We start from the raw sequence: 23,006 nt of genomic DNA on the forward strand, positions 1-23,006 counted from the left end.
GCCCCTCCAAGGCCGGCGGGTGGACCATAGACAGCTTTTCAGATGATGACAAGTATTGACAGATTTTTACAGGATGAATATGCGTAAGCACCAACAGGGTCCGGTTGAGAGGGCCTGCGGGAGGAAAGACATGCCATTATCTGCCAGCGCTCGAGACAAGCTGAAGGCTGTTTCCACGGCGACACTGACCACGGTTCTGTTGAAGCGTGGGCTGCGCAATGTGTTCATCCGCGGCATTCACAAGATTAATCCACAAGCCCCTCGCATGGTCGGCGAAGCCTTCACATTGCGCTACATTCCGGCGCGCGAGGATCTCGATCACGTCGGCGCCTTCAACGACAGATCGCATCCGCAGCGCCGCGCCATCGAGGAATGCCCGCCGGACGCGGTTCTGGTCATGGACAGCCGCAAGGATGCGTCCGCAGCATCGGCAGGCGGCATTCTGGTCACCCGTCTGTGGAAGCGGGGCGTGGCCGGGGTGGTGACGGATGGCGGTTTCCGGGACACGCCCGATATTGCCAAGCTGCCGTTTGCCGCCTATCACGCGGCGCCATCGGCGCCCACGAACCTGATCCGCCATCATGCACTCGACATCAACCAGCCGATCGGATGTGGCGATGTCGCCGTCTATCCTGGTGACGTTATCGTTGGCGACGACGAGGGTGTCGTGGTGGTTCCCTCGGCGATTGCCGAAGACGTCGCCAACGAGGCCTTCGAACAGACGGTGTTCGAGGATTTCGTGGAGGAGAAGGTGAAAGCGGGACGCGGCATCTTCGGTCTTTATCCGCCCAACGCGGAGGCCGAGGAAGAGTATGCCGCCTGGCGGCGGGAAAAGGGACGGTAGATGGACAAACCGGAGTTGATCGCCCCCGCGCGCAACCAGACGCGCTTCAGCGACATCATCTACGAAAAGATCGTGGCGATGATTGCCGATGGGCGTTTTCCCGTGAATGAGCGTCTGCCATCCGAAACCAGTCTTGCGGGCATGCTTGGCGCCTCGCGCCCCGTCGTGCGCGAGGCACTGGAACGGTTGCGCAACGACGAACTCATCGTGTCCCGCAAGGGCTCCGGTTCCTATGTTCGCCAGCGACCAGACTCCTCCGTATTGACCCAGGTGCCCGTTGGTTCTCTGGCCGATGTACAGCGGTTTTTCGAGTTTCGCGCCGGTCTTGAAGCGGAGGCGGCAGCGCTTGCGGCGCGCAACTGGCAGCCGCAGGACAAGGCGCGGATCGAAGCAACCTTCGAGGCGCTGGAGCGATGTCTCCAGCGCAACGATCTCGGAGCCGATGAGGACCAGGCCTTTCACGATGCAGTGGCTCTGGCAACCGGCAACCAGTTTCACACGCTGGTGCGCGAATGGTTCAAGCCCCATATCGCGATCGGCATGTCGGTGACCCGGACCTTGAGCCTGAAGCGGACAACTGCCCATGTGCGTGCGGTCCAGGACGAGCATGCGGCCATCGTTGAGGCCATCTTCGATCGTCGGGAGGCAGAGGCGCATACGGCAATGAAGACGCATATCCTGAATGCACGGGCACGCATGTTCCAGGGTGTGTGACACCAACTCTTGATCACAGGCAGCAGCCGGGAGGGCTGCTGCAGGACCGGCGGCGCCAGCGCCGTACCGGATGGGGGGAAGTCATGCCGTCAACCATTGTTCATCCAGAAGCCCGCCATGTGCTGCGGACGCCACTGCATGTGGGAGAGTCTCCCACCTGGGATGATCGCACCGGCGATCTGTGGCTCGTCGACATTCTCGCCCCGGCGGTCGTCTGCATCCATGCTGATGGTCGCGAGTCCTTCTTTCGCATGCCGGCGCTGATCGGATGTCTTGCCCTGTGTGACAGCGGCCGGATCGCCGTTGCCCTTCAGACCGGTGTGCACCTGATGGACCCGGCCAGCGGCGCGCTCGAACTTCTGTGCAACCCGGACGGCGGACGGCCGAAGAGCCGGCTCAATGACGGCAAGGTGGGGCCGGACGGTCACTTCTGGGTGGGAACCCGGGATGAGACCATTCCGCAGACGACCAATGGACGCCTCTACAGGATTGCCCCCGACGGCCGCTTCACGCAGGCCCTCGACGGACTAAAGACCTCCAACGGCCTTGCCTGGAGCCCGGACGGGCGCACGATGTTCCATTCCGACAGCAGCCAGCAGTTCCTGCAGAGTTTCGATTTCGATCCCGAAAGCGGCAGCCTCGGGCCACCCCGGCGCCTTCTCGATTTTACCAATGCCGAGGGGCGGCCGGACGGGGCGGCAACGGATATGGCCGGCTTCTACTGGAGCGCTGGCGTCCTGGACGGCAAGCTCAACCGGATTTCGCCCGATGGAGAGATTGTCGAAGTCTATCAACTCCCGGTCAGCGGCCCGACAATGCCATGTTTCGGGGGACCGGACATGCGCACCCTTTATGTGACGAGCCTTCGCCGCAAGGACGGCCTCATCGACGAGGAAGGCAGCGTGATTGCCTTCGAGGTCGAGGTTCCCGGCGTTCCTGTTCCCCGCTTTCCCATTTGATGCCGCAGAGCAACGAGAGGACTTCAATGAGCATGGACATGATCAAGGCCGCGCTTCAGGGCATCTCCGGCGTTCCCGTGACAGCCTATGATGCGCAGGGCAATGTCGAGCCGGCAGTAACGGCGAAGGTCTACCGGACGGTGGCGGATGCCGGCATCCACAATATCGTCGCCGCCGGAAACACCGGCGAGTTCTACGCGCTGACGCCCTCGGAAATTCTTGCGGTCTACAAGGCCGCGATTGCTGGCGTCGAGGGCAAGGCGCCGGTCACAGCCGCGATCGGTCGCTCGCTGCGTGAGGCCGCGGAGATGGCACGGCAGGCCAGGGATCTGGGAGCGGCCGCGGTCATGTCGCATCAGCCGGTCGATCCCTTTGCCGCGCCCCATGCGCAGATCGACTATTTCCGGAACCTCGCAGACCTCTCGCCGCTGCCGCTTGTCGCCTATGTCCGCGCGGAGGGCTTCTCCGTCGACGACATGGTGCGACTCGCAGGCCACGCAAACGTCGCGGGCATCAAGTTTGCCACCACCGATCTGATCCTCCTGTCGCGGGCCATCGCAGCAGCGGATCCCGCCGGCGCGATCTTTGTCTGTGGCCTCGCCGAAAGCTGGGCGCCCGCGTTTGCGGCCGTCGGCGCCAGGGGCTTCACCTCCGGCCTCGTCAATGTCGCGCCCCAGTTCTCACTGATGGTCCTGGCGGCATTGCAGAAGGGCGATTTCGAGGCTGCACGCGCGACAGTCTCACGGATAGAAGCTTTCGAGCGCATGCGCACCAAGTATCGCAACGGTGCAAATGTGACGGTGGTAAAGGAGGCGGTGGCCATGATGGGTGTACCGGTCGGGCCCGTTCGCGTCCCTGGCCTGCCGCATCTGGATGCCGCCGACCGCAAGGAACTGGCGGGCCTTCTCGAAACCTGGGGCTTGCTCGGCTGATCACATTGCAACGGCCAAACGGGCGGGGAACCTTGAACGGGTCGGTTCTTCGGCCTTGGTCATGCCTGCAACGCAAACGCCCGTAAGCCGGTCAACGCACTGCCAGGCAAGGCAAAGCCCCCCGCCAGGGCGATGGTGAATGTGGTCCGGTTCACGGGTTCAGCCCCGCGCAGCGGGCGGTGTTGCGGATATGCGTTTCCATCGCGTGTCTTGCCTCCGCACCGTCATTGGCGCGCAGGGCCTCGATGATGCGGCGGTGCTCCGCGATCGATTCGCGCATCCGCTCCGGATCCGTCATCGGGATCGGTTGGCGCTGCGTCTCGGTGATCAGGTCCCGCACGGTCTGATACAAGGCCTGCAGCATCTGGTTCGAGCAGGCGGACACGATGGTCGCGTGAAACGAGAGATCGGCCTCGACGTTCGAGAGAACATCCTGCTTCGCCCAGCATTCCTCCATGGTTTCCGTTGCCGCCTCCATCTCGCTCAGCTGCCGCTGGGTCAGGCGGCCGGAGGCAAGCCGGGCAATTTCCCCCTCGAGAAAGATACGGGTCTGGAATACGTCGAAGGCCGAATAGCTTTGCGAGTAGCGCCACGGCGCCATGTGCGCGGAGGGGCCGGCGGCCCGGTCGGCAGGCGAAGTCACAAAGGTGCCCCGCCCGGCCTCCGTCTTCACGAGCCCCAATGTTTCAAGCGTCAGCAAGGCTTCCCGCAGGGAGGCGCGACTTACGCCGAACCGCTCCGACAGTTCGCGCTGCGACTGGATCCGCTCCCCCGGTTTCAGGGCACCGGTCTGGATCATCGTCTGGATTTCCCGTGCCACCGTCTGCGGCAAAAGCGTCTTGTTGAGCATGTCCTGCCGTTCCCGCAGCCCGTCTCTCGTGTCGGAGCAATCTATTTTCTACAGACCATCTTGCAAAGCGCCAAGAGCCGTGCTTGTCTGGCCTTACTGGTCTGACCAGTTAGACCAATGTATGTGACATCGCGCATCAAATAACAAGGGGAACCTCATGACACGCGTGACTACATTCGCCGCCGCCCTCGTGGCCGGCCTCACCTCTCTCTTCGGCCTGCAGACGGCGCAGGCTGCCGATCTCACCGTCGGCGCCAACATCGGCAACGTTCCCTGGGAGTTTCAGGATGCCAGCGGCAAGGTGGTGGGCTTCGAGATCGATCTCGTCACCGAAATTGCCAAGCGCCTCGGCAAGTCGGTGGAATTCGTCAATACGCCCTTCAACGGTCTCTTCCCGGCCGTCCAGTCGGGCCGCATCAACATGGCCGTATCCTCGATCACCATCACCGAGAAGCGCCTGCAATCCGTCTCCTTCGCACAGCCCTATTACGACAGCGACCAGTCGCTGACGGCGACTGCGAAATCCGGGATCAAGAGCCTGAAGGACATGGGCGGCAAGGTCGTCGGTGTCGATACCGGATCGACCGGCGACATGTGGGCGGAAAAGAACAAGGGCGAATACAAGTTCGGCGACATCCGCCGCTTCGAAGGCCTGTCGCCCGCCATGCTCGACCTCGTCGCCGGCCGGATCGACGGCTATATCAGCGATATCCCGGCGCTTCTCTACTACGTCAAGGACAAGCCGGAATTGAAGGTCGTCGAGCGCATCCCGACCGGCGAGAAATATTCGATCATGTTCAACAAGGGCGATCCGCTGGCCACCCAGGTCAACGACGTCATCACGTCGCTGAAGAAGGAAGGCTTCATCGCCAAGCTGCACGAGACGTGGTTCGGCGCCAAGGCGGAAGCCTCGACCTCGACCGTGATGGTCGCCGACATGCCCAAGGGCAAGTAAGGGCTTGATGCGCCGGCGGATCCGCCAAGGGTCCGCCGGCTTTATGGAGCCAGAACGGCATGAATCTCGTCAATACCTTCTTCAATGCGGGGGTTTTCCTCGAAAGCCTGCCCCAGCTTCTGTGGGGTCTCGTCGTGACCCTGGAAATCGGGCTGGTCAGCATCGTTGCCGGCCTGATCGGCGGGCTCGTGCTGGCGGTGGCGCGCCTCTATAGCCCGGCCGTGATCCGGCTCTTCATCCGCGCCTATGTGGATGTGTTCCGGTCCATTCCACTGCTCGTCCTGCTGATCGTCGTCTACTATGCGCTGCCGTTCGTCGGCATCCGCCTGTCCCCCTTCTTCTCGGCGGTCACGGCGCTGTCGCTTGTATCCGCCGCCTATACCGCGGAAATCTTCCGGGCCGGGATCGAGGCCATCCCGCATGGACAGTTCGAGGCATCGGCGGCGCTCGGCCTGTCGAACCGGCACACCATGGTGGATGTCATCCTGCCGCAGGCGATCCGCATCGTCATTCCGCCGCTGACCAATAACTGCATCAACGTGCTGAAGGACACCGCGCTCGCCTCGGTGGTGGCCATGCCGGACCTGCTGAAGCAGGCAACGCAGGCACAGGCGCTTGCGGCCAACCCGACGCCGCTGATCGGCGCTGCCGCAATCTATGTCCTGCTTCTGTGGCCCATGGTGGCCGTGGTGTCGCGGCTCGAGACGCATTTCAGCCGGGGGAAACGCTGATGACCGTCACCGCACGAACCATCATCTCCGTCCGCGGACTGGTGAAATCCTATGGCACGTTCACCGTGCTGCACGGCATCGATCTCGATATTGCCGAGGGCGAGGTGGTCTGCGTCATCGGGCCGTCCGGATCGGGCAAGTCCACCCTCATCCGCTGCATCAATCACCTGGAAGCCTTTTCGCCGGAGAGCACCATCACGGTCGACGGCATCCGGGTGGAGCCGGGTGCTGCGCTGGCAAAGGTGCGGGCAGAAGTCGGCATGGTGTTCCAGTCCTTCAACCTGTTTCCGCACATGACGGTACTGAAAAACGTCATGCTGGCGCCCATGCGGGTGCGCGGCATGCCGGAGGCCGAGGCCGCCCAAAAGGCCCGCGAGCTTCTGGCGCGGGTCGGCATTGCCGAGCAGGCCGACAAATATCCCGGCCAGTTGTCGGGTGGCCAGCAGCAGCGCGTCGCGATTGCCCGCGCCCTTGCCATGCAGCCGAAGGTCCTTCTCTTCGATGAGCCGACATCCGCACTCGATCCGGAAATGGTCGGCGAAGTTCTCGATGTCATGCGCCGCCTGGCCGGAACGGGCGTCACCATGGTCGTCGTCACGCACGAGATGGGCTTTGCCCGGCAGGTCGCGGACCGCGTCATCTTCATGGATGGCGGACGTCTGGTGGAGATGGGATCGCCATCGACCATCTTCGACACCCCCCGCGAAGAGCGCACCCGCAGTTTCCTGCGCGCCGTACTCAATCACTAGAAACAATCAGGTCCCCGGAGGACAACATTCCATGGCAGAAACCCCATCCCTCGATCTCGGCTTCGTGCGCAGCCAGTTTCCGGGCCTTCACAGAGGCTGGACCTTCTTCGACAATGCCGGCGGCTCGCAGATCCTCAAGGGCGCGCTGGAGCGGATCAACAGCTTCCTGATCGAGCGCAATGTCCAGATCGGCGGCTCCTACGAAGTCTCGCAGAACGCGGCCAAGGCGCTCTACGAGGCGCGCACGGCCGCCATGCATCTCGTCAACGCAAGGCGGCCGGAAGAAATCGTGTTCGGCAGCTCGACCACCGCCCTCCTGCAGAACCTGGCGCGCGCCATGCAAAGCCAGCTTGCGGAAGGCGACGAGATCATCGTGACGATCAGCGATCATGAATCGAACATCGGCCCCTGGGATCGCCTCCAGGCCAATGGGGTGAGGCTGAAGGTCTGGCCGCTGAACAGGGACACGCTGACGCTCGACCTTGCCGATCTCGAGCCTCTGATGAGCGAGCGCACGCGCCTGGTCTGCGTCACCCACGCCTCCAACATCCTGGGCTCCATCAATCCCATCCGCGAGATTGCCGATTTCGTGCATGCACGCGGCGCCCGGCTGTGCGTGGATGCGGTAGCCTATGCGCCACACCGGCTGGTCGACGTGCAGGCCTTCGATGCGGATTACTACGTCTTCAGCCTCTACAAGACCTATGGGCCGCACTATGCGTTGATGTACGGTCGCTACGAGCATCTGCTGGAACTGGATACGCTCTATCACTATTTCTACGGCAAGGATAAGGTTCCGGGAAAGCTGGAGCCGGGCAATCCGAACTACGAGCTGGCCTATTCCACCTGCGGGATCGTCGATTACCTTGCGACACTCGGCGCCATGGCCGGAAATGACGGCAGCATTCGCAGCCGCATCGAAACGGCCTTCACGGCAATCACCGCCCATGAGGACAGGCTGACAGAACGGCTCTTGTCCTATCTGCGCTCCCGCAACGACTGCCGCATCATCGGCCAGAGCCGGAATCGCGGAAGCCTGCGCGTTCCCACGATCGCCTTCCGATTCGACGGGCGCAATGCCGCAGATCTCTGCGCTGCCATGGACCGGGAAAACATCGCCATGCGTTTCGGCGACTTCCACTCGCGGCGGCTGGCCGAATATCTCGATCTCACCGACCACGGCGGGATGCTGCGCGTCTCCATGGTGCATTACAATACGCTGGAGGAGGTCGATCGCTTTACCGCGGCGCTCGACCGCATTCTCTCCGGGGATACGGGGCTTGCCAAGGCCGGTTAAGAGGGACCCTGACCCATGCGTTTCGACACGATCATCCGCAATGGAACCGTTGCAACCGCAAGCGATACCTTCGTCTGCGATATCGGCATAAGAGATGGCCGCATCGTGGCTCTTGCCTCAGGGCTTGAGGACGCGACAGACATCATCGATGCCGCCGGGCTGTTCGTGCTGCCCGGCGGCATCGACAGCCATGTGCACCTCGCCCAGCCCTCCGGCGAGGGGATCGTGATGGCCGATGATTTCGACACTGGCACGCGATCCGCCGCCATCGGCGGCAACAGCACGGTCCTGGCCTTCTGCATGCAGGAAAAAGGCCAGACGCTGCGCGAGGCACTGAAGGCATATCATCGCAAGGCGGAGGACAGGTGCCATGTGGATGTCGCCTTCCACCTGGTGATCACCGATCCGACCCCGGACGTACTTGGACAGGAACTGCCGGCCCTTGTCGAGGACGGCTACACGTCGCTGAAGGTCTTCATGACCTATGAAGGCCTGCGGCTGCGCGACGACGAGATTCTCGCCACACTCGATGCTGCCCGTCGCACCGGCGCCCTGGTGATGGTTCACTGCGAGAACGAGGATGCCATCCGCTATCTGATCGGCCGCCACGAGGAGGAAGGCAAGCTCGCTCCGCGTTATCATGCGACAACGCGCCCGATCCCCGCGGAACGGGAAGCAACGCACCGCGCTCTGTCACTTGCGGAAATCGTCGACGTCCCCATCGTCATCGTGCATGTGTCCAATCGCGAGGCAATGGAGGAAATCCGCCGGGCGCGGCAGCGCGGCCAGAAGATCGCCGGGGAAACCTGTCCGCAATATCTGATGCTGACCGCCGACGACCTCGACCGCGACGCCCTGGAAGGCGCCAAATATGTCTGCTCGCCGCCCCCGCGTGACAAGGCGAGCCAGGAAGCCTGCTGGGAGGGGCTGGAACAGGATGTGTTCGACCTCTTTTCCTCTGACCACTGCCCGTTTCGCTATGACGATGCCGAGGGCAAGCTCAACGAGAAGGGCAAGCGGCATTTCCGCTGGATTCCGAACGGCATTCCGGGCGTTGCAACCCGCCTGCCCATCCTGTTTTCCGAGGGCGTCATGAAGGGTCGCATCACCCTCAACCAGTTCGTGGCGCAGACATCCACCAACCACGCCAAACTCTACGGGCTCTATCCGCGAAAGGGAACGATCGCCGTTGGCGCCGATGCGGACATCACGCTGTGGGACCCGGACAAGCGGGTCCGGATCACCAATGACCTTTTGGCCCATGGCGCCGACTACACGCCCTATGAGGGCCTTGAGGTCAGAGGCTGGCCCGTCCGCCTCCTGGTCCGCGGCCGTACCGTCATGGCCTCTGGAGCAATGGTGGCGGAGGGCACGACAGGCATCTATCTGCCGCGAGACAGATCCGTCCTGGTGCGTCAGCAGAAGCCGGACGCCTCGGTCTGACGCCTCTTGCACAACCCACGGCGGCACAGCATGTCGTGAGGGGCTGGATCAGATGCGTTAACGCGACGGGAATGACAGTTTCCCGTCGTCGCCTGTCGATGCTGGAGCGGACCGTTCCGCTGCCACAGCGGCAGTCCGCTCGGCCTCGCGGCTATTCCTCGACGACCATGTTGCGCAGCGTGCCGAGCCGGTCGATCTCGACCTCGACGACATCGCCGGGCTTCATCCACAGCGGCGGATTGCGCTTGGCGCCAACCCCGCCCGGCGTGCCGCTGACGATCACGTCGCCGGCTTCCAGCCGGGTGAAGCTCGAGCAGTATTCGATCTGGCGGGCAATGTCGAAGATCATCTGCGCGAAGGTCGCATCCTGCACCACCACACCGTTCAGGCGTGTCTGCAGGCGAAGTTCCGGCAGGGGACCAAGCTCGTCCGGCGTCATCATCCACGGACCGAAGGCGCCGGTATCGGGGAAATTCTTGCCCGGCGTGAACTGGTGGGTGTGATACTGGAAATCGCGGATGCTGCCGTCATTGTAACAGGCATAGCCCGCAACATGGTCCATGGCGTCGGCGCGGGAAATGTAACGACCCGGCTTGCCGATGATGACGGCGAGTTCGCCTTCAAAATCGAGATGGGTCGAGACCTTGGGACGCACGATCGGCGCCAGATGGCCTGTCTGGCTGTTGGCGTAACGTCCGAAAATCGTCGGATGCTCAACCTCGGCGCGGCCGGTTTCCTTACGGTGCATCTCGTAGTTCAGGCCGACACAGATGATCTTGTCCGGGTTCGGAATGACCGGCAGCCACGTGACCTCGGAAATGGGTGTCGTTGCAGCCGACGCCACGGCCTCTGCGACCCCCTCCAGACCGGCAGTGACGGCGGACTTCAGGTCAGGGTAGCGCGCGGCCAGAACGGCTCCGGTGTCGTGAAAGGTGTCGCCCTCGACGACGCCCCAGGTGGGGCGTCCCGCAAGCGTGACGGTCGAAAGTCTCATGGAAGTCTCCTTTGTCGGAACGGTGAGGGGCGTCGATCACGACCGCTGCATCTGGTCGGGAAGGTGGCTGATCCGGCGGAAGCGCTCGATCGTCCGATCCGGGAAGATGAGAGCGAATGCGGAGATCGCACCGAGGATCAGGATGGCGGCCGTGAACAGCATGGCATTGGCATAGCCTGCCGAAACATGATCCGGCCCCGCCGCCTGGACGATGGTGCCCGTCAGCGCATTCGAGACGAGTGCCGACGCAGCGTTGGCCGAATAGATCACCACAATCAGGCGGCCGCGCTGCACGGCCGGTGCAATCGCCCCGAGCGTGATCGGGCCATAGATCGTCGTGAGGCTCGGCGCGGCAAAGGCAATGGCGATGCAGGCAAGCTGCAGCGGACCGCTGACATAGCACGAGGCCGCCAGCGCCAGGCCGCTGATCAGCAGCGCATAGCCGGAGGCGCTGCCGAGGGTCACCCGCTTGCTGACACCCTTCTGCAGCATGCGCTGGGCAATCCACGAGCCGAGCAGGAGGAGCGGCGACTGGAAGACGTAGACCGCCGAGATGATCGAACCGGTCTGCGTCTGCGAATAGCCGAGGCCCTGCTGCAGGAAGGGGGGGAGCCAGGTGGCGGACATCCCAACGATCCAGTAGGACATCGTCGACATCAGGATCACGCCGATCACGGTCGGATCGAGCCACAGTTTTGCGGCGGGAACCGGCGACTGGTCAGATTGAGGTCCCTTCTCGACATGCGGCGTGGCATGCGGGCCCTCGCCGCCGATCATCAGCCAGGCGACGATCCAGACAAGGCCGATCAGGCCGCAGAACAGGAAGCCGGTGCGCCATCCATAGGTGACGATGATGTAGGTCAGCAGCGGCCCACCCGCGAGCAGACCGACGCTGATGCCCTGCAGCACGATGGCACTCGGCACGGAGCGCTTGTCGGCCGCAAACCAGTTGTGGCAGGCATGCAGCGCCGTGGGAAGGCCAGGCCCCTCGCCGAGGCCGAGCAGGATGCGGCAGGCCACGAGAACGGTGATGGAACTCGTGAAATAGATCGGGATCTGCGTGAGGGACCAGATGGCGGCGAGGGCGACGAGGATCCATTTGACCGGCACGCGACCGATGACGAACAGACCGACCAGCACACCCGAAATCGAGAACAGCAGGAAGAAGCTGCTGCCGATCAGGCCGAACTGCTGCGGCGAAATGGCCAGTTCCTTCATCATCGGCACGGCGGAAAGGCCGAACACCAGCTTGTCGAAGAAATTGAGCGTTTGAAACAGGAACAGAAGCAGAAGCACGGCGTAGGGACGCCATGTCTGGGTCTGTGATATCTGCGTGTGCGGAATGGTCGTCATGTTCTCCTCCAGAATGACGGATCACACCTTTTGAAGCCGCTCAGGCCGAGATGGCCGTGCAGGCAGCTTCGAGCAGGTCTTGAATGTGCGTGAGATCGGATGCGGCGCCGTAGACGTAATGGTCCGGGCGCACGACGGCGGCGATGGCCCCATGCCTGTCGAACCAGGCAGCCAGAACGCCGTCGCGTTCGCGAAGGACGGCGGCGTCAGTCGTTGCGGCATCCGCCGGCGCGATGAGCCGCGTATCGATGTCCGGGAAACGGGGCGCATGGCCGGCAAGATCGGTTGCCGTCACGTGGCGAGCATCGAGCACGAGGCGCCAGACGGGTCCGGTCAGCCTGTCGAGCAACTGGTCACCGTCCTCCGTCAGCACCGCCGGCTGCGGGAACAGCAGGCCCCGCGCCGGAACCCCTTCGGCGGCGATCAGGCCCTCCTCCAGCGGCGGTACGATATCCTGCCGCGTCAGCCTCAGCGGCTTGCCGCCGCCATCGGCCAGAATGCGCGCGTCGCGCTCGGCGGCGGCCTGCGGATCACGCTCGCAGATCGCCTGACCGATGGCCTTGATCCTGCCGGTCAGCGTCTGCACGTGTTTCTTGCGCTCGACGGTATAGGTGTCGAGCAGCGCATGGGAGGAAGCACCCTTCAGGATGCGGTCCAGACGCCAGACGAGATTGGCGACATCCCTCAGCCCCTGGCACATGCCCTGACCGATGAAGGGCGGCTGCTGATGCGCGGCATCACCGGCGATCACCACGCGACCCTTGCACCAGTCATCAGCGACCAGCGCATGGAACCGGTAGGCTGCGGCGCGCCACAACTCACCCTGGTCCGGCGTCAGCCAGCGCGACAGCAGGCGCCAGACATTCTCCGCTTCGGTCATGACGCGCGGATCCTCGCCCGGCAGCAGCATGATTTCCCAGCGACGATGGTTGCCCGGCCCCATCACATAGCTTGCCGGGCGCGAGGGATCGCAATATTGCGCCGAGCTTTGCGGCAGCCGTTCAAGAGCCTCCTCGTGGACCTTGACGTCGATGACGAGCCAGGGTTCGTCGAACACCAGATCTTCGAGCGTGATACCTGCAAGCTCCCGCACGCGGCTGGAAGCACCGTCGCAGCCGATGAGATAGCGCGCAGCAACATTGCGCGTCGCGCCCTCCGCCGTCTTCAAAGTCACCGTCACGCGCTCGGTACCGGCATCGAAGGCCGTCAGTTCGGTTCCCAGTTCGATCGTCACGTTGTCGAAGCTGTCCGCATGCCGGCGCATCACCGCCTCGACCGGCGGCTGGGTAAACACCATGCTCGGTGTGTAGCCGAGCGGATAGGGCGGTGGCACCATGTCGATGTGGCGGATCAGTTGTCCTTGCGCGCCGAAATGTTCGGAAGCGGTGAAGGGGGCAATGAAGGGCATCACCTCCTCGGCAATGCCCATATTGTCGAAATGCCGGAGGATTTCGTGGTCGATGGCAATGGCTCGCGGCTTGTCATAGATGTCCGTCAGACGGTCGACCACGAGAACCCGGTGTCCGCGGGCGCCGAGCATGCCGGCAGCCACCGCGCCGGCCGGGCCGAAGCCGGAAATGAGGACATCATAGGTCTCGGGAGAGAGGGTATTGTCAGTCACGGCAAGGATCTCTTCAGCGAATAGGGCAAGGCATCAGGCGCGGGCGAAGGGAACGGCAAGCTGGGCCTTCTTGCAGGCCTCGCTCTTCGGCGGGGCGATGCCCCAGTGATCGGTACGGCCAGGCGGCCAGACCCATTCGTCCGGTCCCTTGACGCGGTAGTCATCATCGACCTGCAGCACTTCGGCGGTGTATTCGATGACAACGCCATGGGGATCGACGAAATAGGCAAACACGTTGTCACCCGGACCGTGGCGCCCGACGCCCCAACCGATGGGATGACCCTTGTCGACCACCAGGCCGGAGCCCCGCATGACGGATTCGAGATCAGGCATCAGGAAGGCAATGTGGTTGAGGCCATTGACCGGCGCCTCAGCCAGCACCACGGCATGATGATCGTCATTGCAGCGCAGGAAGGCCATCATCTTGGACCGGTCGGTCAGGCGGAAGCCGAGAACATCGCGATAGAATGCCGAAAGCGCTTCGATGGCGGTGCTGTTGATATTGACATGCGCCAGCCGCTGGACCCGGTTGGCCACGCCCCTGCCCTCCCGCCGCCTGTCGCCATGCACGAATTCCAGAACCGAGCCCTGCGGCTCGCGGATCACAAGGCGGATGCCGCCCGCCGGACCGTCCGCCGGACCGATGTCGCGCAGGATCTCGCACCCCGAATCCGCCGCGCGGGTCCGCAACGCCTCAAGCTCGTCCCGGGCACGGACGCGGAAGGTGATCTTGCGCAGTTCGGAAGCGTCGCCGGCCTTCAGTTCCAGGACATGGAAATCGTCGCCGGTTGCCGCCAGAAACACCTTGCCCTGATGTTCGCCGACCTGTTCCAACCCCCAGATGCGGGTATAGAAATCGACGGAAGCGGGCAGATCGGGCGTTGAGATCTCCACGCTGCGCAGCGCCGTGATCGGAAAGTCTGTCATCGGGATGCCTCTTCGAGCGCCAGGAATGCGGATGCGTTGTCAACGGTGAGCTTTTGCCGGAGGTCAGGCCGATCGAAGGCTTCCTCCAGCCGGGCGAGAGGGTCAGCCTCCCGGAAATTGAAGGGATAGTCCGTGCCGATCACCACGCGGTCCTCGCCGAAAACGGCAACGAGGCGTCGCAGCGTTTCGGTGTCGAACACCAGACTGTCCACGTAAAACCTGCGCGCCAGCTCAACGGGAGAGGATGCCATGCTGTCCTTGAGCGCCGGGAAGCAGGCATGCGCCTGTTGCAGCCGGGGCAGCAGCGACAGAAGTGTGCCGCCGCCATGGCTGAACGCAATCCTCAATCGAGGAAACGTGGCAAGAAGCCCGCCGGTGATGGCAGAGGCCGCGGCAAGCCCGACATCCGTCGGATAGGCGAGCGCCTGCTGCAGCGCGGCAGGCCCCACCAGCCGATCCATGCCGGCGGGACGCACCGCATGGACGAAGACGGCGGCTCCCAGCCGTTCGGCCTCGGCAAAGAAAGGGAAGAACCGGGGATCGCCGATCACGGCGCCATTGATGTTGCTGCCGATCTCCACGCCGCGAAGGCCGAGTTCGCCCATGGCGCGATGCAGTTCGCGGATGGCAAGGTCGATATCCTGCAAGGCCACGCCGGCAAGACCGACAAAGCGGCCCTGCCCTTCCACCACCAACGCGGCAATCGTGTCGTTAACATAGCGGACGAGATCATTGGCGGCATGCGGATCGAGCCAGTAGCCGAACAGTTCCGGCATCGGCGACAGGGCCTGCACCGCGATGCCCATCCGGTCCATGTCCTCGATCCGGCGGCTTGCCACCCAGCAGGCATCGCTGATCGTGCGATAGGGCTTGTCGTCGATGACGACCGTCGCATGACAGGCATCAGCAGGCACAACAGACGGCCAGCCGCGGGTGGGCTGACCGAGCGACGGCAGCGGAAACCGGCCCGGCACCACATGGCAGTGAATGTCGATCCCACGGCATGCGCAGCCACCCGTATGGATCCCGCTCTCCTTCAACCTCTCCGCCATCATCTCCGCCTCCCAGCTTTCCTTCGTCATATTCTGGATATTTCTTCATCGCAAGGCAAAATTTATAAATTTTTTTTGGAACGACAAAGATGTATAGAAAGAGTGGCGAAATGGAATGGGGAAACATGACGACGGAGCTGCAAGCCAAATCCAGCGAGAGCCCGGCAACGCTGGCGACCAGCGTTTACGAACGGCTGAAGACGGACATTCTTGAAACGCGTCTGGAACCCGGCCGGAAGCTGCAGCTGCGCTTTCTGACCGAGCATTACGACGCCGGCCAGACGCCGCTTCGGGAAGCGCTCAACCGGCTGACGACCGAAGATCTCGTCATCGGCAAGGAGCAGCGCGGCTTTTTCGTGAAACCCGTCAGCCTCGAGGAGCTTCGGGAACTGACCAAGACGCGACGCTGGGTGGAAGGCTTGGCACTGAAGGAATCCATGGCCAATGCAACCCCGGAGTGGGAGGAAGCGCTGCTGGTCGCCCACCACCGCCTGGAGCGCACCCCGCGTTCGCTCGATCCGGAAAAATTCGAGAACAGTCCGGAATGGGAGCGTCTTCACCGGATCTTCCATGCGCTTTTGATCGGCAATTGCGGGTCACGGCCGCTGATCGGCTTTTGCGAACAGCTGGCCGACCGGCTGCAGCGCTATCGGGCGCTTTCCAGCCGCAAGGCCTTTCGGGTCCGCAATGTGGCGCAGGAGCATGCCGACATCCTGAAAGCCGTGCTGCAGCGGGATGTCGGCGAGGCCGTGAGACTGTTGGAACACCATTACAGCCAGACCGCCGATTTCATTCTGGAGGATCTGAAGAACGCCGCTGCGCTGCACGGCAAGGCAGCGGCGCTTTAGGATTGAGCGCCGTCAGCCTGGCATGTTTTCCTGAATGAATTGCAGTATGTCGGGTCCGAGGCTTTCATCTGCGGTGCCGACATGCTCGATGATCGAGATGTGGTTGTGCCCTAGTGCCGTCTTGAAGGCCGGCAGCCTGCCGTCGCGGGCAAACAAGGCATCGATCAGACGTTTGTTTTGCCGCTGGATCTGCGGCATGTCGAATTCGGCAACAGCGAGAAAGATCGGCAGCCTGCGATCGCTGACGTGGCGGAGGATCGACATGGCGGGATATCGGCTCGCGTCGTCGCCGTAATAGGCCTTGTCTGCAGGCGAAAGATCCTCGGTATCGGCGGTCGGCACCGAGATGAGGATCAGACCCCGAACCCCGTCATCGGGCTTGCCGGCGGAGGTGATGACGCCATAGGTGGCCGCGTGGGTCGCGCCGGCCGAATTGCCGGAGACGAAGATGGCCGAGATGTCTCCCGGATGCTGGTCCGGATGCTCCCGCAGCCAACGGACAGCCTTTCCGATATCCTCACCGCCGGACGGGAAACGGGCCTGTGGCGCAAAGCCATAATCGACCAACACCGTTTCGATGCCATGGCGGGCAAAATAATAGCCAACATGCGCCACGTCCGCCTTGTCCCCCCGCACGAATCCGCCGCCATGCGCGAAAACCAGAATGGGTGGCTTGGTGCCCGCCGGTACGGTCTGCGGCAGGTAGAGATCCAGCCTCTGCCTCTCACCTTCGCCGTATCGAACATCGCGGACGACGCTCACCCCGTCCTTCGGCGCGGCGTCGTGCAGCGGCCGGTAGAGGTCGCTCACGCCCTTGACCACATCCGGACCGAGCCTGTCGCCGAAGGCACGCACAGCCGCCCCCACCGAGGGCGGATTGGCCGCCATCTGGGCCCGAACACCTCCGCCACCAAGCAGAAGGCAGCCGAGCGCCACCGCCGTTACACAACGTCGCAACATCACGTCTCCTCCTCAAACGGGTTGCGCACCGGCCTCCCCGCCGGTTGCGCAACCGCAAAGCCGAGCACTCCCCTCGGCAGAGCCTTCGAACAGCCTCTGGCCGCAGCGTCAGGCCGGCATTCCCGGCGCGGCGCGGAAACCCGCCTTTTCAATGCCGGCGATTGCGCAGGCCTCGTCCTTGTCGCCGATGTCCCCGGAAATCCCGACGGCCCCGATCACCGTGCCGTCAGCGTCCAGAATAAGCACACCGCCCGGCGAGGGCACCATCCGGCCGGCGCTGACCGAGGCGAGAACAGTGATGAATGTCGGGTTCTTGGCGGCGCGCTCGGTCAGCTCGCGGGTCCCGAACCCCATGCCGAGCGATCCCCAGGCCTTTCCGTAGGCGATGTCGAAGCGCACGATGCCGGCACCATCCTCGCGCTGGAAGGCAACCAGATGGCCGCCGGCATCGAGAACGGCCACGACCAGCGGCGCAAGCGAACGGGAGCGGGCCTCGGAAAGGGCGGTTTCGATGATGGTGATCGCATCGGAAAGTTTGAGCATGTCGGAATGTCCTTGAGAAATGAATCAGCGGTGAACGGCCTGCCAGCGCAGCAGGCGCCGCTCGGCCATGGAAAGAAGACGGCTGCCACAAAGCCCGATGGCACCGAGGATGACGATGCCGGCGAAGAGATCGGCGGACCGGAAGCTGCGGCTTGCCGCAAGAATGCTCTGCCCGAGTCCCGCGCGGCTTGCCAGCATTTCCCCAACCACCGCCAGAACGAGCGAGATGGTGAGGCCGAGCCGCAGGCTGGCAAGGATCATCGGCATAGCGCTCGGCAAGGCCAGCTTCCAGATCACCTGGAACCGGCTGAGGCCCAGCACCGCGCTGACCTCGTAGAGGCGCGGCTCCATGGCGGCAAAGCCATGGATCGTGGCCAGCAGCATCGGCCACAGCGCCCCGAAGGCAATGACGACCAGCACCATCTGGTCGGAGAAGCCGAGAAAGGCGATGGCAACCGGGATCATCGCCGAAGCAGGCAGCGGACGCAGCAGTTCCAGCGTCGGCGCAATGAAGGCGCGTGCCCGGCGCGAAATGCCAATGAGCGCGCCGAGCAACACACCGACGGCGGAGGCCAGCAGCCAGCCATACAGCATGCGTTCCACCGTCTCGACGGTCTGCGCCAGAAGCGGACCACCGGACAAGCCCTTGACGAGCGCGGCATAGGTGCGCTCCGGTCCCGGAAAGAAGATCGGCGAGATCAGCCTGGCGTCGGTCACCAGCTTCCAGCCCAGGATAAAAAGCACGAGCGTAAGAACCCCAAGTGCAAGCTTGCGGAAGGAAAGGCGGTTCATCGCGGCTCTCCCCGTCCATGTGCCGGGAACAGTCGACGCTGGGTCGCATTCAGCAACAGGCTGAGCAGCCAGCCAACGGCACCGATCCACAGCAGGTAGGCAAACATTTCTGCCGGTCGCAGTGCCTGCTGCGCCATCATGATGCCATAGCCGAGCCCCTGCGGATTGGCGGTGATCTCCACCGTCACCGCCACCACCAGCGCATAGCCGGCGGCAAGCTTCAGCGACATGAAAAGTTGCGGCAGAATGGCCGGCAGCACGATCTTCACCAGCCGCGCCGCAAAGCCCAACTGCATGACTCTGGACACCTCCATCAGGCGCGGCTCCACCTCCTTGACCGCCGCCCGCGCCAGCACCACCGAGGGCCACAGCATCCCGAGGGTAATGATGACGATTTCCATCTGCGCTCCGAAGCCGAGCAGCATCATGGTGACGGGAATGAGCGCAACGACCGGCACGGGGCGCAGCAGTTCGATGGTGAGGTCCAGAAGGTCATCGGCAATGCGGAAAAGGCCAAGCAGGATGCCGATGAACGAGCCGAGGCCGACGCCGAGCGCGCAGCCGGCAGCCGCCGCCTTCAGCGTATCCAGCGTCGCCCGTGCCAGCGATCCGTCGGTGAGGATTGCCGCAAGGGCCCGGGCGATGTCGGCAGGGCTGGCCAGGGTGTCGCTCTCAAGCTGCGTCGCGGTTGCGGCAACCTGCGCGGCAAGGATCAGGCCGACGGGCAGCAGGGCCGCACGCCAACCGGTGTGCATAAGACGAGCTACCCTCATTGATGATCATCCTTGATCAGATCGTAGAGATCGCGCCTCAGCCGCAGGAATTCCGGATCCTCGCGGGTCAGCAGCTGGTCGCGCGGCTTTGGCAGGCGCACGTCAACAATGCGGCCGATCCGGCCCGGATTGGGCTGCAGGCAGACGATGCGATCGCCGAGATAGATCGCCTCCTCCAGATCATGGGTCACGAACACCATGGTGGCCCCGGTTGCGGCGGTCAGTGCCAGAACCTCGTCCTGCAAGGCCTGCCGGGTCATGGCGTCCAGCGCGCCGAACGGCTCATCCATCAGGAGAACCTTTGGCTCCTGGGCGAGGCAGCGGGCAATCTGCAGGCGCTGCTGCATGCCGCCCGACATTTCCGAAGGATATTTGTCGGCATGGCGCGACAGGCCGATCTTGGCGAGAAGATCGCGAATGATCTCCGGCCGCTCGCGCGCCGGGCAACCGCGCGCCTCAAGCGCCAGTGACACATTGCCGGCCGCCGTTCGCCACGGCAGCAGCGCCTTGCCGTAATCCTGAAACACAATGGCAACCGAGCGGCTCGGCCCGCTGACCGGCTGACCGTCAAGCACGATTTCGCCGGTGGTCGGCCGGGCAAGACCGGCCAGCATGCGCAGAAGCGTGGTCTTGCCGCAGCCGGACGGACCGATGATCGACACCGTCTCGCCGGGCGCTATGTCGAGGCTGATGCCGCCGATGATCTGCAGCGCTCCGTAGGAGAGGGTCACGTCGCGAATGCCGATGCGAGACTGCACGGCTGGCGAAGCCTGTTCTTCGTGCGGGCGCGAAACCGAGGGGGACAGGCGCGAAACACTCATGTCAACCTCCCTTGACCATGGCGGCATGCGGGCCGCCACTGCCCTGGGCGAAGCCGAAGGCATTCATCCGCGCGAAATGGGGCATGCTCGGATGTGCCTCGAACCGCACGCGACAATCGATGACCGCCGGCAGACCCGAGGCTGCGGCGCGCTCCAGTGCCGGCGCCAGTTCCTCCTCGCGGCGCACCACCTCGCCATGGCAGCCAAAGCCACGGGCGACCTGCGCATAGTCGATGCCCTCCAGATCGGTGCCGAACGAGAAGTCGTAGGTCTTTCGCTGCCCCATCTGGATGACGCCCCAGGAGGCGTTGTTGTGGATGATATTGACGATCGGCAGGCCATAGCGGCGCGCAGTATCGAGTTCGGCCAGCGTGAAGCCGAAAGCCCCGTCGCCGCAGATATTGAAGACCTGCCTCTCGGGATGAAGAAGCTTCAGGGCAACCGCATAGGGCGTGCCGAACCCGAGCTGGCACATGCCGGGTTCATGGAAGCGGGTTCGCTCCTCCAGCGCAGGCGTCAGGTCATTGCTCCAGAAGGAGGTGTGGCCGCCGTCATAGGCCACCAGCGCATTCTCGGGCATCAGGCGCCCCAGTGCCCGCCCAAGCCTTGCCGGATGCATCACGGCGCCCTCATCCTCGCTCATGCGATCGAGCTTGCCGCAATAGCCTTCATAGACCGCACGCATCTCTCCAAGCCATGCGGAACGATCGGGCATCGTCCTTCCCTCAAGGGCGGCGATCAGGTCCGTCAGCGCATGCTTCGCGTCGGCCCAGATGCCCAGTGCATGGCGTGCATTGGCGCCGAGGCTCATCGGATCGATATTGATATTGATGAGATCGGCCGCACCATTGGTCAGCGCCCCCTGGTCGTTCCAGAGCCAGGAGGAAAAGCGGCAGCCTACGGCCAGCACCAGATCTGCCCTCGCCAGCGCCGCAGGAATGGCATCGCCGCCGATGATGCCGCCCTGGCCGATGAAGAACGGGGACGCGGAGGAAACGAGGCCAAGCCCCATCTGGGTGGTCAGCGCCGGGCCCTGGACCCGCTCCATCAGGGCGCGGAACAGGTCGCCGGCACCCGACGCAACCACACCGCCGCCGCCGATCAGAACGGGACGCTCCGCCCCAGCCAGCCGCTCGGCGGCCTGGAGAATGTCGCCCGCGGCCGGCCGCGGCCCCTCCAGGGTCCGGTAGGCCGACGGCGGCAACGCCAGTTCCTCTTCCTCGAAATCGAAGCGCGCCGTAAAAATCTCCTGCGGCACATCGAGATGCACCGGGCCACGCCGGCCGGTCAGCGCCTGGCGGAAGGCCTCGCGCACCAGATCCGGCAGGCGGCGCCCGTCATGCACCACAGCACTCCACTTGGTCAGCGGCTTCAGCAGCGCATGGGTGTCGAGATCCATGAACATGCCGCGATTGGGATAGGACGCGGCATGATGATTGTTGGAGGTGATCAGCAGCAGCGGCAGGCTGTTGTTGAAGGCGGTTCCGAGCCCGCCGACGAGATTGGCCGAGCCCGGCCCCATCTCGCCAAGCGCCACGCAGATGCGCCCGCTCGCCGCCGCAATCGCAGCCCCCATCAGCGGGCCGCTCGCTTCGTGGCGCACGCCGAGGTAACGGATCGACGGCTGGCGCGAGATCGCATGCAGCAGCGGATTGAGCTTGCCGCCGGCAATCCCGAAGACATAGGGAACGCTCTCGGGCAAAAGCAAACGGGTCAGCGCTTCCGCGCCAGTCATCTGGGCCATGATTTTCACCTGTGGATGGACATGGAAGCCGGGGCGAGACCACCCCGGCCATGAAGGCTCAAGGCGCGATCAGCCCTGCCGTGTCGATCTTCGACTGCAGCATGCCGGCATCGCGCATGGCCTTGTCGAAGTAATCGAGGGCGGCCACGGTCGGCACCGTGCGGCATTCCGGCAGCTCGATCTTGTTCAGCACCTCGACAGGCAGGCGCGTATACTTGGAAACGATCTCGCGCGTCTTGTCCGGGCTCGCGGACACGAATTTGGCGGCATCGGCCATCGAGGCGCGGAAGGCCTTCACCGCCTCCGGATTGGCCTTCGCCCAGTCGCGGGTTGCGACGAAGGTGGTGTAGGGCAGGTTTTCCGGCAGATCCGCCATGAAGTTGAATGCAACCTTGCCATTCGACTGGCTGACGGCGCGGCCGAGTGACGGTTCACCTGCAATGATCGCGTCGATCGTGCCGCCCTTCAGCACATCCGCCGTATTGGGGATCGGCACCTCGATGAAGGTCATGGCCTTTTCGGAGACATTCTTCTGCTTCAGCCACTGGCGGAAGAGAATGTCCAGTGTGCCGCCGATGCTGGGCGTTCCGATCTTCTTGCCCTTCAGGTCTTCCGGCGCAGCCAGTTCCACGCCGGAGCGCACGGCAAGGCCTGCGTTTTTGGCGGTGCGCGGCGCCGTGACGCCGCAGTTGGCGATCACCACGAGATCGATGCCGCTATCAACCGCCTGCAAGAGCACGGTGGGCGAGACCGAGACGATCTGGTGCGAGCCGGCAACGAGGGCGGCCACCAGGGTCTGGTTCGATCCCGTCGGCAAAAACTCGACCGCCAGACCATTCCTGGCAAATAGCCCTTCGTCCTTGGCAATGAAGGCCGCCTCCACCTCGGCGATGGGCGGCGTGCCGACGGCAATCTTGGTGTCCGCCCAGGCGGAAGCGGTGCTTCCGGCCAGGATGGCTGCAAGCAGAACTGCCCGCTTGAACATGATGTATCCTCCTCTAAGGCTCCTCAACCTTGGCTCCACTATTTTCCGTCGCTTGACGATCATCAATAGACAGAACGGCAGTTCAGCTATAACCACGAGGTTATAACGCTGTTGGGAGG

23 protein-coding genes are annotated in these 23,006 nt (G+C 63.7%); 10 read left to right on the forward strand and 13 right to left on the reverse strand.

The genetic code is table 11. From position 1 onward, the window contains the following. Window positions 1–130: 130 nt before the first annotated feature. From F3H95_RS10965 to F3H95_RS10980, 4 genes are all read left to right on the forward strand, one after another. Window positions 131–844 carry a ribonuclease activity regulator RraA gene (locus F3H95_RS10965; RefSeq protein ID WP_143127253.1) on the forward strand — a complete coding sequence of 238 codons (714 nt, stop codon included), beginning with the start codon at window positions 131–133 and terminating at the stop codon, window positions 842–844. Continuing rightward, window positions 845–1,558, forward strand: coding sequence for a FadR/GntR family transcriptional regulator (locus F3H95_RS10970; protein ID WP_149745994.1), 714 nt, complete (start codon window positions 845–847; stop codon window positions 1,556–1,558). A gap of 83 nt (window positions 1,559–1,641) precedes the next feature. Beyond that, window positions 1,642–2,517 (forward strand): SMP-30/gluconolactonase/LRE family protein, encoded by an 876-nt coding sequence (locus F3H95_RS10975; protein WP_149745995.1) that lies wholly within the window; start codon window positions 1,642–1,644, stop codon window positions 2,515–2,517. Between the two features lie 26 nt (window positions 2,518–2,543). Beyond that, window positions 2,544–3,449, forward strand: a complete 906-nt coding sequence (locus F3H95_RS10980) for a dihydrodipicolinate synthase family protein (RefSeq protein ID WP_149745996.1) — start codon at window positions 2,544–2,546, stop codon at window positions 3,447–3,449. A 151-nt stretch (window positions 3,450–3,600) separates the two neighbouring features. On the opposite strand, the gene F3H95_RS10985 is transcribed toward F3H95_RS10980, so the two are convergent. Beyond that, window positions 3,601–4,299 carry a FadR/GntR family transcriptional regulator gene (locus tag F3H95_RS10985; RefSeq protein ID WP_149745997.1) on the reverse strand — a complete coding sequence of 233 codons (699 nt, stop codon included), beginning with the start codon at window positions 4,297–4,299 and terminating at the stop codon, window positions 3,601–3,603. Between the two features lie 157 nt (window positions 4,300–4,456). Between F3H95_RS10985 and F3H95_RS10990 the strand changes: the two genes are divergently transcribed. The 5 genes from F3H95_RS10990 to hydA are packed head-to-tail and all read left to right on the forward strand — an operon-like array spanning window position 4,457 to window position 9,474. After that, a complete protein-coding gene (locus F3H95_RS10990) occupies window positions 4,457–5,254 on the forward strand; it encodes a transporter substrate-binding domain-containing protein (protein WP_149745998.1) in 798 nt (265 codons plus the stop codon). Between the two features lie 59 nt (window positions 5,255–5,313). Next, window positions 5,314–5,985 carry an amino acid ABC transporter permease gene (locus tag F3H95_RS10995; protein ID WP_149745999.1) on the forward strand — a complete coding sequence of 224 codons (672 nt, stop codon included), beginning with the start codon at window positions 5,314–5,316 and terminating at the stop codon, window positions 5,983–5,985. Continuing rightward, window positions 5,985–6,734, forward strand: coding sequence for an amino acid ABC transporter ATP-binding protein (locus F3H95_RS11000; RefSeq protein ID WP_149746000.1), 750 nt, complete (start codon window positions 5,985–5,987; stop codon window positions 6,732–6,734). Before F3H95_RS10995 ends, F3H95_RS11000 begins: the two co-directional genes overlap by 1 nt. A gap of 31 nt (window positions 6,735–6,765) precedes the next feature. Further along, window positions 6,766–8,031: a cysteine desulfurase-like protein gene (locus F3H95_RS11005; protein WP_143127261.1), complete on the forward strand. Its 1,266-nt coding sequence runs from the start codon at window positions 6,766–6,768 to the stop codon at window positions 8,029–8,031. Between the two features lie 15 nt (window positions 8,032–8,046). Continuing rightward, window positions 8,047–9,474, forward strand: a complete 1,428-nt coding sequence (hydA, locus tag F3H95_RS11010) for a dihydropyrimidinase (RefSeq protein WP_149746001.1) — start codon at window positions 8,047–8,049, stop codon at window positions 9,472–9,474. A 151-nt stretch (window positions 9,475–9,625) separates the two neighbouring features. On the opposite strand, the gene F3H95_RS11015 is transcribed toward hydA, so the two are convergent. Genes F3H95_RS11015 through F3H95_RS11035 form a run of 5 tightly spaced genes read right to left on the reverse strand, consistent with a single transcriptional unit; the run spans window position 9,626 to window position 15,451 of the window. Continuing rightward, window positions 9,626–10,468, reverse strand: coding sequence for a fumarylacetoacetate hydrolase family protein (locus tag F3H95_RS11015; RefSeq protein ID WP_149746002.1), 843 nt, complete (start codon window positions 10,466–10,468; stop codon window positions 9,626–9,628). A gap of 36 nt (window positions 10,469–10,504) precedes the next feature. Then, window positions 10,505–11,821, reverse strand: coding sequence for an MFS transporter (locus F3H95_RS11020; protein WP_149746003.1), 1,317 nt, complete (start codon window positions 11,819–11,821; stop codon window positions 10,505–10,507). A 40-nt stretch (window positions 11,822–11,861) separates the two neighbouring features. Further along, a complete protein-coding gene (locus F3H95_RS11025; protein WP_149746004.1) occupies window positions 11,862–13,442 on the reverse strand; it encodes a bifunctional 3-(3-hydroxy-phenyl)propionate/3-hydroxycinnamic acid hydroxylase in 1,581 nt (526 codons plus the stop codon). Window positions 13,443–13,475: 33 nt separating this feature from the next. Further along, a complete protein-coding gene (locus F3H95_RS11030; RefSeq protein ID WP_149746005.1) occupies window positions 13,476–14,369 on the reverse strand; it encodes a VOC family protein in 894 nt (297 codons plus the stop codon). After that, complete coding sequence (locus F3H95_RS11035; protein ID WP_244617976.1) at window positions 14,366–15,451, reverse strand: amidohydrolase family protein; 1,086 nt, start codon at window positions 15,449–15,451, stop codon at window positions 14,366–14,368. Before F3H95_RS11035 ends, F3H95_RS11030 begins: the two co-directional genes overlap by 4 nt. Before the next feature lie 95 nt (window positions 15,452–15,546). On the opposite strand from F3H95_RS11035, the gene F3H95_RS11040 reads away from it, so the two are divergent. Beyond that, window positions 15,547–16,269, forward strand: a complete 723-nt coding sequence (locus F3H95_RS11040; protein ID WP_149746006.1) for a GntR family transcriptional regulator — start codon at window positions 15,547–15,549, stop codon at window positions 16,267–16,269. A gap of 12 nt (window positions 16,270–16,281) precedes the next feature. On the opposite strand, the gene F3H95_RS11045 is transcribed toward F3H95_RS11040, so the two are convergent. The 7 genes from F3H95_RS11045 to F3H95_RS11075 all read right to left on the reverse strand — a co-directional run bounded on the left by F3H95_RS11045 (window position 16,282) and on the right by F3H95_RS11075 (window position 22,887). Then, complete coding sequence (locus F3H95_RS11045; RefSeq protein ID WP_149746007.1) at window positions 16,282–17,229, reverse strand: alpha/beta hydrolase; 948 nt, start codon at window positions 17,227–17,229, stop codon at window positions 16,282–16,284. 108 nt (window positions 17,230–17,337) lie between these two features. Further along, entirely contained in the window at window positions 17,338–17,772 is a 435-nt protein-coding gene (locus F3H95_RS11050; RefSeq protein ID WP_143127269.1) for a heme-binding protein, read from the reverse strand. A gap of 24 nt (window positions 17,773–17,796) precedes the next feature. Further along, window positions 17,797–18,564 carry an ABC transporter permease gene (locus F3H95_RS11055; RefSeq protein WP_143127270.1) on the reverse strand — a complete coding sequence of 256 codons (768 nt, stop codon included), beginning with the start codon at window positions 18,562–18,564 and terminating at the stop codon, window positions 17,797–17,799. Continuing rightward, complete coding sequence (locus F3H95_RS11060; protein WP_244617977.1) at window positions 18,561–19,319, reverse strand: ABC transporter permease; 759 nt, start codon at window positions 19,317–19,319, stop codon at window positions 18,561–18,563. The genes F3H95_RS11055 and F3H95_RS11060 overlap by 4 nt, the downstream gene beginning before the upstream one ends. 14 nt (window positions 19,320–19,333) lie before the next feature. Next, on the reverse strand, window positions 19,334–20,158 hold the full coding sequence (locus F3H95_RS11065; RefSeq protein WP_143127272.1) for an ABC transporter ATP-binding protein: 825 nt from the start codon (window positions 20,156–20,158) through the stop codon (window positions 19,334–19,336). A gap of 1 nt (window position 20,159) precedes the next feature. Further along, window positions 20,160–21,902: a thiamine pyrophosphate-binding protein gene (locus tag F3H95_RS11070; RefSeq protein WP_149746009.1), complete on the reverse strand. Its 1,743-nt coding sequence runs from the start codon at window positions 21,900–21,902 to the stop codon at window positions 20,160–20,162. Window positions 21,903–21,960: 58 nt separating this feature from the next. Beyond that, window positions 21,961–22,887, reverse strand: coding sequence for an ABC transporter substrate-binding protein (locus tag F3H95_RS11075; RefSeq protein WP_188134360.1), 927 nt, complete (start codon window positions 22,885–22,887; stop codon window positions 21,961–21,963). Window positions 22,888–23,006 lie beyond the last annotated feature (119 nt).

The organism is Rhizobium sp. RU35A (genome assembly GCF_900156005.1).
GTDB classification, from domain to species: domain Bacteria; phylum Pseudomonadota; class Alphaproteobacteria; order Rhizobiales; family Rhizobiaceae; genus Neorhizobium; species Neorhizobium straminoryzae.

Excerpts from the sequence above, each read along its gene's own strand:
- F3H95_RS10965 (WP_143127253.1), top strand. The coding sequence starts at position 131 with ATGCCATTATCTGCCAGCGCTCGAGACAAGCTGAAGGCTGTTTCCACG.
- F3H95_RS10970 (WP_149745994.1), top strand. The coding sequence starts at position 845 with ATGGACAAACCGGAGTTGATCGCCCCCGCGCGCAACCAGACGCGCTTC.
- F3H95_RS10975 (WP_149745995.1), top strand. The coding sequence starts at position 1,642 with ATGCCGTCAACCATTGTTCATCCAGAAGCCCGCCATGTGCTGCGGACG.
- F3H95_RS10980 (WP_149745996.1), top strand. The coding sequence starts at position 2,544 with ATGAGCATGGACATGATCAAGGCCGCGCTTCAGGGCATCTCCGGCGTT.
- F3H95_RS10985 (WP_149745997.1), bottom strand. The coding sequence starts at position 4,299 with ATGCTCAACAAGACGCTTTTGCCGCAGACGGTGGCACGGGAAATCCAG.
- F3H95_RS10990 (WP_149745998.1), top strand. The coding sequence starts at position 4,457 with ATGACACGCGTGACTACATTCGCCGCCGCCCTCGTGGCCGGCCTCACC.
- F3H95_RS10995 (WP_149745999.1), top strand. The coding sequence starts at position 5,314 with ATGAATCTCGTCAATACCTTCTTCAATGCGGGGGTTTTCCTCGAAAGC.
- F3H95_RS11000 (WP_149746000.1), top strand. The coding sequence starts at position 5,985 with ATGACCGTCACCGCACGAACCATCATCTCCGTCCGCGGACTGGTGAAA.
- F3H95_RS11005 (WP_143127261.1), top strand. The coding sequence starts at position 6,766 with ATGGCAGAAACCCCATCCCTCGATCTCGGCTTCGTGCGCAGCCAGTTT.
- hydA (WP_149746001.1), top strand. The coding sequence starts at position 8,047 with ATGCGTTTCGACACGATCATCCGCAATGGAACCGTTGCAACCGCAAGC.
- F3H95_RS11015 (WP_149746002.1), bottom strand. The coding sequence starts at position 10,468 with ATGAGACTTTCGACCGTCACGCTTGCGGGACGCCCCACCTGGGGCGTC.
- F3H95_RS11020 (WP_149746003.1), bottom strand. The coding sequence starts at position 11,821 with ATGACGACCATTCCGCACACGCAGATATCACAGACCCAGACATGGCGT.
- F3H95_RS11030 (WP_149746005.1), bottom strand. The coding sequence starts at position 14,369 with ATGACAGACTTTCCGATCACGGCGCTGCGCAGCGTGGAGATCTCAACG.
- F3H95_RS11035 (WP_244617976.1), bottom strand. The coding sequence starts at position 15,451 with ATGACGAAGGAAAGCTGGGAGGCGGAGATGATGGCGGAGAGGTTGAAG.
- F3H95_RS11040 (WP_149746006.1), top strand. The coding sequence starts at position 15,547 with ATGACGACGGAGCTGCAAGCCAAATCCAGCGAGAGCCCGGCAACGCTG.
- F3H95_RS11045 (WP_149746007.1), bottom strand. The coding sequence starts at position 17,229 with ATGTTGCGACGTTGTGTAACGGCGGTGGCGCTCGGCTGCCTTCTGCTT.
- F3H95_RS11050 (WP_143127269.1), bottom strand. The coding sequence starts at position 17,772 with ATGCTCAAACTTTCCGATGCGATCACCATCATCGAAACCGCCCTTTCC.
- F3H95_RS11055 (WP_143127270.1), bottom strand. The coding sequence starts at position 18,564 with ATGAACCGCCTTTCCTTCCGCAAGCTTGCACTTGGGGTTCTTACGCTC.
- F3H95_RS11060 (WP_244617977.1), bottom strand. The coding sequence starts at position 19,319 with ATGCACACCGGTTGGCGTGCGGCCCTGCTGCCCGTCGGCCTGATCCTT.
- F3H95_RS11065 (WP_143127272.1), bottom strand. The coding sequence starts at position 20,158 with ATGAGTGTTTCGCGCCTGTCCCCCTCGGTTTCGCGCCCGCACGAAGAA.
- F3H95_RS11070 (WP_149746009.1), bottom strand. The coding sequence starts at position 21,902 with ATGGCCCAGATGACTGGCGCGGAAGCGCTGACCCGTTTGCTTTTGCCC.
- F3H95_RS11075 (WP_188134360.1), bottom strand. The coding sequence starts at position 22,887 with ATGTTCAAGCGGGCAGTTCTGCTTGCAGCCATCCTGGCCGGAAGCACC.